Origin of the sequence: Pseudoroseomonas sp. WGS1072 (assembly GCF_049340465.1) — a bacterium.
Taxonomy (GTDB): Bacteria; Pseudomonadota; Alphaproteobacteria; order Acetobacterales; family Acetobacteraceae; genus Pseudoroseomonas.
The window spans coordinates 80,959-92,363 of sequence record NZ_JBMPSU010000004.1 but is presented as its reverse complement, the minus strand read 5'-3'; the positions used below and the strand labels follow the sequence as shown (position 1 = coordinate 92,363).

Sequence of the window (11,405 nt, the reverse complement as noted above, 5' to 3'; positions counted from 1 at the left end):
CTAGAGCATTTTCCATCTACTCCGGCTCATATCCGGCGGCGGTGAAGTAGTTGGCGCATTCTGCTGGTGTGAAGGCATCGAGGAGTTGGCCGATGGTGGCCCAGAGCCCGTCCAGGGTGCGCTCCGCCGCCTTGCGCAGGAGCGCCTTCAGCTTGGAGAAGGCATTCTCGATTGGATTGAAGTCCGGCGAGTAGGGCGGAAGGAACAGCAGGGACGCACCCGTGGCCTCGATAGCCCGGCGGGCCTCGTGGCGCTTATGCGCAGCCAGGTTGTCCAGGATGACGGTGTCGCCGGCGCACAGGGTTGGACAGAGGACCTTCTCGACATAGGCCTGGAAGGCCTGCGCGGTCATGGGCCCATCGAGCAGCATAGGCGCGGTCAGGCCTGTGAGGCGGAGACCGGCGACGAAGGTGGTGGTCTTCCAATGTCCGTGCGGCACGCCTGCACGCAGGCGCTCGCCACGTGGGGCACGGCCCCGCAGTCGCGCCATCTTGGTGCTGGCACCGGTTTCATCGATGAACACCAGGCGATCAGGATGAAAGTCAGGCTGCCGATCGAACCAGGCTTCGCGGGCCGCGGCGATGTCCGGCCGGTCCTGCTCGGCGGCGTGCGCGGTTTTTTTTGAAGGTGATCGCCCGTGCCGCGAAGAAGCGCCAGAGCGTGCCAATCCCCGCCGAGAGGCCGCGCTCGTCATGCAGCCGCTGCTGCATCTCGCGGAGGGTAATGAGGGGCCTGACGGCGACCAGGTCGAGCAGGAAATCGGCCTGCCCATCAAGCTTGGAGCCTCTGGGCTGCCCCTGGCGGCGTGCCGCCGTCTCACCCTCATCCCGCGCTCGCCGTACCCACACAACGGCTGTTGCCACACCCACTCCGAAATGGGCTGCGGCCTGCCGTGCCGACATCCCGCGTGCCGTTGCGTCGAGCACACGCGTCCGGAGATCCTGGCTGTAGGCTCGGGCCATCCTGTCCTCCCTCGCAGGAGGAAAAGCGAATCACATCCCGCCGCAGAAGGGAATCCTCTTCTGAATCGGTGAACGCGGAAACTGCTCTAGACCATGTCTCGCATCTTGCGCAAAGCCCGGGTGTGAAGGTCGAGTGGTGCATGCTGCGGTCGTGCCCCGGGTGGTGGTGTAGGAGGCAGCCGCCCAAGTTAGGGCGGCCATCGCGGTGATCCTCGGTAGGGTTGTGTTGCAACACGCAACTCTGACGCAAGGACGCCACGATGACCGACGAGAGGATTGCCCTTCGCGAGCTTCTGGAGAAGGGCTCTGACGCGACTTTTCTGCGGGAGATGATCGGCTTTGCCGCCCAGCGGCTGATGGAGCTGGAGACGGACGGCCGCTGCGGTGCGGGGCATGGCGAGCGCAGCGCCGAGCGGGTGAACCAGCGCAACGGTTATCGCGAGCGGGATTGGCAGACCCGAGCCGGCACGGTGGAGCTTCGCATCCCCAAGCTCCGCAAGGGCAGCTACTTCCCGGCTTTCCTGGAGCCTCGGCGGCTGGCGGAGAAGGCGCTGACGGCAGTCATCCAGGAGGCCTATGTCCAGGGCATTTCCACGCGCTCGGTGGACGACCTGGTCCGGGCCATGGGGATGGAGGGCATTTCCAAGAGCCAGGTCTCCCGGCTCTGCGCCGAGATCGACGGCCGGGTGCAGGACTTCCTGGGCCGCCCTATCGAGGGCGACTGGCCCTACCTGTGGCTCGACGCCACCTACGTGAAGGTGCGCGAGGCTGGCCGCATTGTCTCGGTCGCGGTCACCATCGCGGTAGGCGTCAACAGTGACGGACGCCGCGAGGTGCTCGGCATGGCGGTCGGCGCCTCCGAGGCGGAGACCTTCTGGACGGACTTCCTCCGCGGCCTGACCCGGCGCGGCCTGCGCGGCGTCAAGCTGGTCATCTCCGACGCCCATGAGGGCCTCAAGGCCGCAGTGGCCAAGGTGCTCCGGGCCACATGGCAAAGGTGCCGCGTGCATTTCGGCCGAAACGCCGCCGCCCATGCGGGCAAGACCCAGCGCCGCATCGTCTCGGCTTGGATCGGCACCGCCTATGCCGAGGCCGATGCCGCGGCCGCCCATGCCCAGTGGCGATCCGTGGCCGACCAGCTCCGCCCCAGGGTGCCGAAACTCGCCAGCCTGATGGATGCGGCCGAGGAGGACGTGCTGGCTTTCATGGATTTCCCGCGGGAGCACCGCGCCAAGCTCCACAGCACCAACCCCATCGAGCGCCTCAACGGCGAAATCAAGCGGCGCACCGACGTCGTCGGCATCTTCCCCAACGAAGCCGCCATCACCAGGCTCGTCGGCGCTCTGCTCCTCGAGCAGTCCGACGAATGGGCCACACAGCGGTCGCGCTACATGACGCTGGAGACCATCGGCGCTGTGAGCGATACTGCCCCCGTCAGCCTGCCCGCCGCGGCAGCCTGACACCGCGGCTCAGCCCGCTGAGGAGCGCCGCTCCTACACCACAGGGTGGGACACGATCCATGCTGCTGCTCTCCAAGACGCAAGGAACTGGCAAAGACAGTGTCCTGCTGCCGGTGCGGACGGGCGCGGTGGGGGCAGACAACTGGAGTGTGGTGCAGCTCCAGGATCTGCAGAGCGCCTATAATGGGCACTGGGCTGAAAGCCAGGTGGTGCTGGTCATTGAGCTGCCCGATGGTCAGCAGCGCAGCGTGGTCGAAATCATGAAAGGCCATATTGCCAGTGTGGCCGGCGACAGGACGGTCAATCCTAAGTATGTGACGCCGTACCGGGTTCCCGACCGCATCAGCTGGATCGCTACGACGAATCACGAAGATGCAGTGGATTTAAAAGATGACGACCGGCGCTTCGCCGTATTGCAGACGCGCGAAGAACGCATGTCCGAAGCCTTGGCCAATGAGTTGCATAGCTTCTATGACGCAGCAGCCAGCCAACGTGGTCTGCAGTTGGTGGGCGAGTGGCTGAGGCAGCGGACGATCTCAGCGGACTTCAACCCGAAGCGCTGCCCTCCGCCTAGCCTCGCCAAGCAGGCCATGCAACGTAACAGCATCAGTGGCGCACCGGCCGAGCAGTTGCTCGATCGGCTGACGCATCAGGATGCGCAAGGCAGCCTGGCGCACCGGACCTTGCTCTGGCACCGCGAGGTGCAAGAGATCATCCAAGCCGCGCAGCGGGACTCCCGCTGGAGGGGCAAGAATGGCCACGTAGAAAGGGCCATGAAGTCGGCCGGCTGGCAGCGGCACGGCAGCTCGGGGGCCGATGGACGACTGCAGATCAGGGCGTCACGCGCCGTGGATGGCAAGCGACCTGGCACCAGTCTGACGGTCTGGTCACGCGCGGATGATAAACAGCTGAATGCCTTGTCACCACGTTTAGTGGTCCACCGACTGCTCGCCGAGCTACGTGAAGCCGGCCGCGTGGTTCTGGCCCAGGACCTCGCGAAACTTCTGAAGTGAGTGGCGGCAGGCGCGGGGCCGGCGCATGCTGGCCTCAACGCGGAACGCGCGCCCGGAAGGGAAACGTCCATGACCGGCTGAGTGGCTGTGAGGCAGGGAGGGTATACGGTGTCAACAGCATGGACACCTCGAACTACCCGCTGCTGCATGGCCTTCGCGTGCAGGATGGTCGCCTCAGGCCGTGACGTGCCCCTGTTGACCCGGCTGGGTCACCGGCTTTGGGCGGCGGGTTCTGCCCTTCGTGGACGCTGTGGGGTTATGCGGGCGCAGCTCGGGCGCTGAGCCAGGCCAGGCGGGTGAAGTTGTAAGCCAAGTTGGCGATGCCGATCTTCACCTGGGCCCGGGCCAGGCCGATGGTGCGGACGAACAGCGCCATGCGGTGTTTCTGGGCGGCAAAGACATGCTCGATGCCGGAGCGGATCCGGGCGCGTGATGCATTGGCTTTCGCCTGCTGCTCAGGGAGTTCGCGCCGTGGCGGTCTGCGGAACAGGATGCGCTCGCTCAGCCCGCGCCGTTCCAGCGCTTCCAGATTGCGCTTCGTGCGGTAGGCCGTGTCCGCCCAGACGCGGCTGGCCGTGTTCTCGGGATCGAGCAGGGCAGGAAAGCTACGGCTGTCGTGCTGGGCGGCATCAGTGACCGTCCAGCGGCGGATCAGCCCGTACCGCCGGTCGATGCCGATATGGCTCTTGTAGCCAAAAACCGGCACCGCGATCTGAATGGCTTGGCGCTGCGCACCTTCTGGTTTGGGTTTGGTTCTGCCGCGCTTGAGCGTCCAACGCGCGTCGCGATCCTTCTGCGCCCGCTTGGCCTTTGACCAGTGCGTCGGCGTGTTGCCCTCACGAATAGTGGCTTTCTCATCGAGGGTGAGCTTCTGGCGTGGCGCGGCGATCAGGGTCGCGTCGATGATCTGCCCGCCCATGGCCAAATAGCCTTGCTCGACCAGCACCGCGTCGAAGCGGCGGAACAGCCCTTCGATGGCACCCGCCTGCTTGAGCTGCTCGCGATAGAGCCAGATCGTCTTGGCGTCGGGCACTGCCTGGTGCAGGCCGAGACCTGCGAAGCGCATGAAGGACAGCCGGTCCCGCAATTGGAACTCGGTCTGCTCGTCGGAGAGGCTGTAGAGCGCCTGCAGCACCAGGATGCGGAACATCAGCACCGCGTCATAGGGCGGGCGACCACCGCGGCTGCGATCCGACCGCGCCAGCGCCGCCTCCAGCACGGGCCGGAAGACCTCGAAGCCGACCGCGGCCGCAAGACGTTCCAGCGGATCGCCGGCGGCAGAGAGGGCCGCATACCGCTCATCGACATCGAAGAAGCCAGGCTGACCCGCCATCGCCACTGCCTCCGCTGACCGGAGCCAGTGAATCACCTCAGCGCACTAGCAGCGAGGTATTTCGAAGTGTCCAGCTGGCGGCCGGCATGAACATCGTCGACGCTGCGCGCAACGCGGGATTCGCGCCCAATACAGCCAGCCGGAAGGCTTACCTCTTCATTCGGCGGCCGCCCGTCGCAGCACGCCTTCGGGAACTCGGCACCAGCGTCGAGGAAGTCCGCGCCCGCACCTCTTCTGGTGCTCGCGCCTGCGGCCCGGAAGAAAGCTATTTCCCGGTCGCTAGAATTCACCGACGGGCCTCCGTGGCACTGGAAGCGGCTCTCACCGCGGCAGCAGTGCCGGAGGTGCTGCCGGCTGTCCAGACGGCCCTCGCTCCAGTCCTTCCCACAGACACCCCTCGCTTGTCGGAGATGGGCAGCGACGCCGTTCGGAACTGGCTGATCGATTTCCTGACTGGCGTTGCCGAGGATGCGCGGGCAAAGCACGACCGGCGCGCCGCGATCGCCGCCAGCGCGGAAATTGCCAGGCTGCACGCCCTGCACGCGCGGCAGACGGATCCCGGCCACGGCAGCGTGCTCGACAGGCTGACCGGCCAGCAACTGCTGCTCTTGCACCAGCTGCTGGAGCAGGATGGAGGTAGCCCAGTGATCGACGGCGACGCTGAAGAGGCCGAAGCCGGCGGTCAACGGGAGCTGGCGGTTGCGGCCGATCCGACGGCGGCAGAGCGGACCCGGTAGGCGAGGGGAAGTCATCCCTCCTACCTTGCCCTATGGGGCGTGACCGCAAGGCTCAGGCGGGTTTTGTCTGCTTGCTAAAGGAAGCAGACAGATCTATGTCTCGTCCATGCAAGCCGACAAGCAGACAACCTCGCGTCGCGCCAACCCTTCCACGAAGGTCGGACGGGTGGTCGGCTATTGCCGCGTCAGTACGGTGCAGCAGGCCGATGCGGGCGAGAGCCTGCTGGTGCAGCAGCGGCAGATCGAGGGCTGGTGCCACATGGCCGGTCAGACCCTCTCCGAGGTCTTCGTGGAGCGCGGCGTCAGCGGCAGCCTGCCCCTGGCCGAGCGGCCGGAAGGCAGCCGCCTCTGGACGAGCCTGCGCGCCGGCGACACCGTCGTGGTGGCCAAGCTGGACCGCCTGTTCCGCTCGGCGCTCGATGCGCTGCAGGCGGTGGAGGCGCTGAAGCAGCGCGGCGTGCACCTGGTGCTGCTGGACCTCGGCGGCGACATCAGCGGCAACGGGTTGAGCCGGCTCTTCCTGACCATCGCCGCCGCCTTTGCCGAGGCCGAGCGCGACCGCATCCGTGAGCGCATCACCCAGGTCAAGCGCGACCAGCGCGGCCGCGGCCGCTACCTGGGCGGCAAGGTCCCCTTCGGCTTCCGCCCGACCGCGGAGGGCGGTCTGGAGGCTGTGCCGGAGGAGCAGGCGGTCATCGCCACGGCGTGCCAGCTGCGGTCCAAGGGGGCGAGCCTGCGTGCCATCCGTGACGCGGTGGCCGAGCAGCACGGCAGCCGCCTCTCGCTGGATGCCCTGGCGCGGGTGACCCGGGATCCGCCGGGATGACGGGCCACAGGACAAACCCTGGCGAGCACTCAGACCCCCCCGCCGGGTAGGCCCCCCGGGGTACTCATCGCGCCCTGACTATCCCTCTCTCAGAACAGCGGCCTCTTCTCGGCCCTGTGGTCACGTCGCGGGCGTTTGTCACGGCACCTCGCCGTTCTGCCGACTCCGCCAACTGCGCAGCATGGAGGGCTGGATCCCCAACTCGCCGGCGACTTGCATCAGCGGGCAGCCGCTGGAGCGCAACAGCGCGACCGCCTTCTGCTTGAACTCCGGCGTGAACTCTCGCCGCGTCTTGTTCATCGGACACCTTGCTCCCAGGGAGCTTACTCAGGGGTGATCCACCAATTCGAAGGAGGATCAGCGGTCGTGCCCCGGGTGGTGGTGTAGGAGGCAGCCGCCCAAGTTAGGGCGGCCATCGCGGTGATCCTCGGTAGGGTTGTGTTGCAACACGCAACTCTGACGCAAGGACGCCACGATGACCGACGAGAGGATTGCCCTTCGCGAGCTTCTGGAGAAGGGCTCTGACGCGACTTTTCTGCGGGAGATGATCGGCTTTGCCGCCCAGCGGCTGATGGAGCTGGAGACGGACGGCCGCTGCGGTGCGGGGCATGGCGAGCGCAGCGCCGAGCGGGTGAACCAGCGCAACGGTTATCGCGAGCGGGATTGGCAGACCCGAGCCGGCACGGTGGAGCTTCGCATCCCCAAGCTCCGCAAGGGCAGCTACTTCCCGGCTTTCCTGGAGCCTCGGCGGCTGGCGGAGAAGGCGCTGACGGCAGTCATCCAGGAGGCCTATGTCCAGGGCATTTCCACGCGCTCGGTGGACGACCTGGTCCGGGCCATGGGGATGGAGGGCATTTCCAAGAGCCAGGTCTCCCGGCTCTGCGCCGAGATCGACGGCCGGGTGCAGGACTTCCTGGGCCGCCCTATCGAGGGCGACTGGCCCTACCTGTGGCTCGACGCCACCTACGTGAAGGTGCGCGAGGCTGGCCGCATTGTCTCGGTCGCGGTCACCATCGCGGTAGGCGTCAACAGTGACGGACGCCGCGAGGTGCTCGGCATGGCGGTCGGCGCCTCCGAGGCGGAGACCTTCTGGACGGACTTCCTCCGCGGCCTGACCCGGCGCGGCCTGCGCGGCGTCAAGCTGGTCATCTCCGACGCCCATGAGGGCCTCAAGGCCGCAGTGGCCAAGGTGCTCCGGGCCACATGGCAAAGGTGCCGCGTGCATTTCGGCCGAAACGCCGCCGCCCATGCGGGCAAGACCCAGCGCCGCATCGTCTCGGCTTGGATCGGCACCGCCTATGCCGAGGCCGATGCCGCGGCCGCCCATGCCCAGTGGCGATCCGTGGCCGACCAGCTCCGCCCCAGGGTGCCGAAACTCGCCAGCCTGATGGATGCGGCCGAGGAGGACGTGCTGGCTTTCATGGATTTCCCGCGGGAGCACCGTATCCATACGGACACTTCGAAATACCTCGCTGCTAGTGCGCTGAGGTGATTCACTGGCTCCGGTCAGCGGAGGCAGTGGCGATGGCGGGTCAGCCTGGCTTCTTCGATGTCGATGAGCGGTATGCGGCCCTCTCTGCCGCCGGCGATCCGCTGGAACGTCTTGCGGCCGCGGTCGGCTTCGAGGTCTTCCGGCCCGTGCTGGAGGCGGCGCTGGCGCGGTCGGATCGCAGCCGCGGTGGTCGCCCGCCCTATGACGCGGTGCTGATGTTCCGCATCCTGGTGCTGCAGGCGCTCTACAGCCTCTCCGACGAGCAGACCGAGTTCCAATTGCGGGACCGGCTGTCCTTCATGCGCTTCGCAGGTCTCGGCCTGCACCAGGCAGTGCCCGACGCCAAGACGATCTGGCTCTATCGCGAGCAGCTCAAGCAGGCGGGTGCCATCGAAGGGCTGTTCCGCCGCTTCGACGCGGTGCTGGTCGAGCAAGGCTATTTGGCCATGGGCGGGCAGATCATCGACGCGACCCTGATCGCCGCGCCACGCCAGAAGCTCACCCTCGATGAGAAAGCCACTATTCGTGAGGGCAACACGCCGACGCACTGGTCAAAGGCCAAGCGGGCGCAGAAGGATCGCGACGCGCGTTGGACGCTCAAGCGCGGCAGAACCAAACCCAAACCAGAAGGTGCGCAGCGCCAAGCCATTCAGATCGCGGTGCCGGTTTTTGGCTACAAGAGCCATATCGGCATCGACCGGCGGTACGGGCTGATCCGCCGCTGGACGGTCACTGATGCCGCCCAGCACGACAGCCGTAGCTTTCCTGCCCTGCTCGATCCCGAGAACACGGCCAGCCGCGTCTGGGCGGACACGGCCTACCGCACGAAGCGCAATCTGGAAGCGCTGGAACGGCGCGGGCTGAGCGAGCGCATCCTGTTCCGCAGACCGCCACGGCGCGAACTCCCTGAGCAGCAGGCGAAAGCCAATGCATCACGCGCCCGGATCCGCTCCGGCATCGAGCATGTCTTTGCCGCCCAGAAACACCGCATGGCGCTGTTCGTCCGCACCATCGGCCTGGCCCGGGCCCAGGTGAAGATCGGCATCGCCAACTTGGCTTACAACTTCACCCGCCTGGCCTGGCTCAGCGCCCGAGCTGCGCCCGCATAACCCCACAGCGTCCACGAAGGGCAGAACCCGCCGCCCAAAGCCGGTGACCCAGCCGGGTCAACAGGGGCACGTCACGGCCTGAGGCGACCATCCTGCACGCGAAGGCCATGCAGCAGCGGGTAGTTCGAGGTGTCCATACGGCCAAGGCCGCGGATGCCGAGGTCAGGTGGTGGGCGGCGTTCGCCGCTACCGGTCGGGGCTGAGCTCCTCGGGGGTGCCGATCCTGGGAGGGCCGTGATCAGCTTGCTGGCTTGCGCCTGACGGCTGGTTTGCGTGACCATGCCTTGGCGAGGTCCGCGACGGCCTTCGCATGCTCGTCGATGTCGATCTTGGCTGGGTCGAATGGCTCGCCCGCCCCCTCGCTCATCTCAGCATGGTTCTCGTGCTTTGGATCGGCGATGGCCTGGAGGAATTCAGCGTAGCCCCAGGGACCACCAACGTCCTCGGGCGGGCAGCGTCCGGTCGCGTCGATCAGGAGCGGGTATGTGAGGCCCGCGCGACCTCCGTGACGCGCTCGATCTTGACCGTGTGCTCCCAGCCATCACCGAAGTCGTAGAGGTACTTCAGCGTCTTCGCACCGGTGTCCTCGAGGACATCGACGAGGCGTGCCTTGCGCGCATCGAGAGGGCCTCCGCCCCAGTCCGGGTCGGGCATGCCCCAGCCCACATCGCGGGCCCGGATTTCGTAGAGATGGCTGTTGGTCCAGCCCATTGCGGCCTGGAGGACGAGGTGCAGGCGATCGAGGCGGATCGTCAGCGGCACCTCGACCCGGCGCAGGACCACGGGCTTGACCTCATCGAGGGTGATCTTGAGAGGGGCAATGCTGTTGCTGGTCATGCCGCCACCTTCCGTCGCTGCATCTCCCGCGCCCAGTTCCAGGGCATCAGCTCATCCAGTTTCGAGAGGGGATGGTCGGCGATCCTGGCCAGCATATCGGCAAGCCAGGCACGCGGGTCGACGTCGTTCAGCTTGGCCGTGGCGACGAGGGAGTACATGGCGGCAGCACGCTCGCCACCGCGGTCGCTTCCCGCAAAAAGCCATGCCTTTCGGCCCAGAGCCACACCGCGCAGCTCGCGTTCGGCTGCATTATTCGTCAAGCAGATCCGGCCATCGGTCAGGAACCGGGTGAACGCGTCCCAGCGCTTGAGCATGTAATCCATGGCCTTGGCGAGGTCGGCATGCCGCGACAGCCTGCCGCGTTGCTCACGCATCCAGACCTCGAGCTCGGCCGCCAGAGGCGCGATGTGCTCGCGACGCACGGCAAGGCGCTGTTCGGCCGGCAGCCCGTTGATGGCGCGCTCGGCATCAAAGATCGCGTCGATCCGCCGCACCGCCTCGGCCGCGAGTGGTGCGCGAGCAACCTCGGCGAGCTTGAACAGTTTGCGCCGGCCATGGGCCCAGCACGTTGCCTCGGTGATCGGGCCGGGCTTGCGTCCCGCTTCGTAGAGATTGTTGAACCCGGCATAAGCGTCCGCCTGCAGGATCCCCGTGTATCCGGCCAGGTGTCGGTTCGGGTGCTCGGCCGTGCGGTCCCGCGAATACCGGAACATCGCCGCCGGTGGTGCCGGCCCGGCAAAGGGCCGGTCGTCGCGCACATAGGTCCAGAGGCGGGCCGTGACGGTCTTGCCGCGGGCCATGAGCGGGACGGTGGTGTCGTCGCCATGCAGGCGTTCCGCCGCCAGGACATGGGCATCGATCCGCGCCACCAGAGGCGCCAGCATGGCCGTGCAGGTGCCGACCCAGTCGGCCATGGTGGAGACGCTCAGTTCAACCCCTTCGCGGGCAAAGGTCTCGCTCTGGCGGTTCAGCGGCAGGTGTTGGCCGAACTTGGCCTCCAGGATCATCGCCAGCAGGTTCGGCCCGGCCCGTCCGCGGGCGATGGGGTGGAATGGTGCCGGTGGCTGTGTGATGGTCTCGCAGGCGCGGCAGCTGAGCCGCTCCCGCACGGTCTGGATCACCTTCCAACTCCGGGGCACCACCTCGAGCGTCTCCGTGATGTCCTCGCCCAGCTTGGCGAGCTTGCCGCCGCAGCAGGGGCAGGCAGAGGGCGACGGGAGCACCACCCGCTCGCGCGGCAGATGGGCCGGCAGGGGCGCGCGAACGGGCTGGCGGCGCGGCGGGAGGCCGGCGCGATCGCCGCTCCCCTGCCTGCCGGTCTCGTTCCCGGTCTTGGCCGCGTCCTCGCTGGCGGCCGTGACCAGCTCGTCGAGCTCGAGTTCCAGCTGGTCGAGCAGCTTGCGGCCGCGCTCGGAGGAGGCGCCGAACCGGTCATGCTTGAGCTTGGCGATCAGCAGCTTGAGATGCGCCACCATCGCCTCGGCGCCCGAGGCACGCGCCTCGGCCTCGCGGCGCGCCAGTTGTTCGGCCGCAAGGGCGGCGCGCAGGGCGGCGACATCATCGGGCAAGGCGTCCGGCGTGGGTGTCACGCCGTGGATGGAATCACAGATCCGCGCCTGGCTGGTAGTCGAAATGC

10 protein-coding genes and 3 pseudogenes are annotated in these 11,405 nt (G+C 67.1%); 6 read left to right on the top strand and 7 right to left on the bottom strand.

Annotation, left to right across the window (positions count from 1 at the left end):
• Positions 1-16: 16 nt before the first annotated feature.
• Positions 17-962, bottom strand: a protein-coding gene (locus ACF3NH_RS21370; RefSeq protein WP_198368402.1) for an IS630 family transposase whose coding sequence is annotated in 2 segments (ribosomal slippage) — positions 17-623 and positions 622-962 — 948 coding nt in all. Because the reading frame shifts where the segments join, the coding sequence is not laid out codon by codon here.
• 260 nt (positions 963-1,222) lie between these two features.
• Here ACF3NH_RS21370 and ACF3NH_RS21365 point away from each other — a divergent pair.
• Positions 1,223-2,422: an IS256 family transposase gene (locus tag ACF3NH_RS21365; RefSeq protein ID WP_422921854.1), complete on the top strand. Its 1,200-nt coding sequence runs from the start codon at positions 1,223-1,225 to the stop codon at positions 2,420-2,422.
• A 59-nt stretch (positions 2,423-2,481) separates the two neighbouring features.
• Complete coding sequence (locus tag ACF3NH_RS21360; RefSeq protein ID WP_422925804.1) at positions 2,482-3,435, top strand: primase-helicase family protein; 954 nt, start codon at positions 2,482-2,484, stop codon at positions 3,433-3,435.
• 256 nt (positions 3,436-3,691) lie between these two features.
• On the opposite strand, the gene ACF3NH_RS21355 is transcribed toward ACF3NH_RS21360, so the two are convergent.
• Positions 3,692-4,768: an IS5 family transposase gene (locus ACF3NH_RS21355; protein WP_422922789.1), complete on the bottom strand. Its 1,077-nt coding sequence runs from the start codon at positions 4,766-4,768 to the stop codon at positions 3,692-3,694.
• Between the two features lie 86 nt (positions 4,769-4,854).
• On the opposite strand from ACF3NH_RS21355, the gene ACF3NH_RS21350 reads away from it, so the two are divergent.
• A complete protein-coding gene (locus ACF3NH_RS21350; RefSeq protein WP_422925802.1) occupies positions 4,855-5,505 on the top strand; it encodes a hypothetical protein in 651 nt (216 codons plus the stop codon).
• 106 nt (positions 5,506-5,611) lie between these two features.
• Positions 5,612-6,331, top strand: a complete 720-nt coding sequence (locus ACF3NH_RS21345; protein WP_422925800.1) for a recombinase family protein — start codon at positions 5,612-5,614, stop codon at positions 6,329-6,331.
• 141 nt (positions 6,332-6,472) lie between these two features.
• Here the strand turns inward: ACF3NH_RS21345 and ACF3NH_RS21340 are convergent.
• A pseudogene (locus ACF3NH_RS21340) lies at positions 6,473-6,631 on the bottom strand (transposase); the annotation flags it as partial.
• Between the two features lie 175 nt (positions 6,632-6,806).
• On the opposite strand from ACF3NH_RS21340, the pseudogene ACF3NH_RS21335 reads away from it, so the two are divergent.
• A pseudogene (locus tag ACF3NH_RS21335) lies at positions 6,807-7,775 on the top strand (IS256 family transposase); the annotation flags it as partial.
• 80 nt (positions 7,776-7,855) lie between these two features.
• Complete coding sequence (locus ACF3NH_RS21330) at positions 7,856-8,932, top strand: IS5 family transposase (RefSeq protein WP_422922789.1); 1,077 nt, start codon at positions 7,856-7,858, stop codon at positions 8,930-8,932.
• A gap of 238 nt (positions 8,933-9,170) precedes the next feature.
• Here ACF3NH_RS21330 and ACF3NH_RS21325 read toward each other — a convergent pair whose 3' ends face one another.
• The 4 genes and pseudogenes from ACF3NH_RS21325 to tnpC all read right to left on the bottom strand — a co-directional run bounded on the left by ACF3NH_RS21325 (position 9,171) and on the right by tnpC (position 11,358).
• Positions 9,171-9,299 carry a hypothetical protein gene (locus ACF3NH_RS21325; RefSeq protein ID WP_422925798.1) on the bottom strand — a complete coding sequence of 43 codons (129 nt, stop codon included), beginning with the start codon at positions 9,297-9,299 and terminating at the stop codon, positions 9,171-9,173.
• Positions 9,300-9,305: 6 nt separating this feature from the next.
• Positions 9,306-9,404: pseudogene (locus tag ACF3NH_RS21320) on the bottom strand (IS1096 element passenger TnpR family protein); the annotation flags it as partial.
• The gene (locus ACF3NH_RS21315) at positions 9,404-9,769 is read right to left on the bottom strand and encodes a plasmid pRiA4b ORF-3 family protein (protein ID WP_422925796.1); all 366 of its coding nucleotides are present in this window, start codon (positions 9,767-9,769) and stop codon (positions 9,404-9,406) included. The gene ACF3NH_RS21315 and the pseudogene ACF3NH_RS21320, both read right to left, overlap by 1 nt.
• A complete protein-coding gene (gene tnpC / locus ACF3NH_RS21310) occupies positions 9,766-11,358 on the bottom strand; it encodes an IS66 family transposase (protein WP_422925490.1) in 1,593 nt (530 codons plus the stop codon). Before tnpC ends, ACF3NH_RS21315 begins: the two co-directional genes overlap by 4 nt.
• Positions 11,359-11,405 lie beyond the last annotated feature (47 nt).

What these genes read in the sequence shown, in the direction of transcription:
- ACF3NH_RS21345 (WP_422925800.1), top strand. Translation starts at nt 5,612, where the DNA reads ATGCAAGCCGACAAGCAGACAACCTCGCGTCGCGCCAACCCTTCCACG.
- ACF3NH_RS21330 (WP_422922789.1), top strand. Translation starts at nt 7,856, where the DNA reads ATGGCGGGTCAGCCTGGCTTCTTCGATGTCGATGAGCGGTATGCGGCC.
- ACF3NH_RS21315 (WP_422925796.1), bottom strand. Translation starts at nt 9,769, where the DNA reads ATGACCAGCAACAGCATTGCCCCTCTCAAGATCACCCTCGATGAGGTC.
- ACF3NH_RS21365 (WP_422921854.1), top strand. Translation starts at nt 1,223, where the DNA reads ATGACCGACGAGAGGATTGCCCTTCGCGAGCTTCTGGAGAAGGGCTCT.
- ACF3NH_RS21360 (WP_422925804.1), top strand. Translation starts at nt 2,482, where the DNA reads ATGCTGCTGCTCTCCAAGACGCAAGGAACTGGCAAAGACAGTGTCCTG.
- ACF3NH_RS21325 (WP_422925798.1), bottom strand. Translation starts at nt 9,299, where the DNA reads ATGAGCGAGGGGGCGGGCGAGCCATTCGACCCAGCCAAGATCGACATC.
- ACF3NH_RS21355 (WP_422922789.1), bottom strand. Translation starts at nt 4,768, where the DNA reads ATGGCGGGTCAGCCTGGCTTCTTCGATGTCGATGAGCGGTATGCGGCC.
- ACF3NH_RS21350 (WP_422925802.1), top strand. Translation starts at nt 4,855, where the DNA reads ATGAACATCGTCGACGCTGCGCGCAACGCGGGATTCGCGCCCAATACA.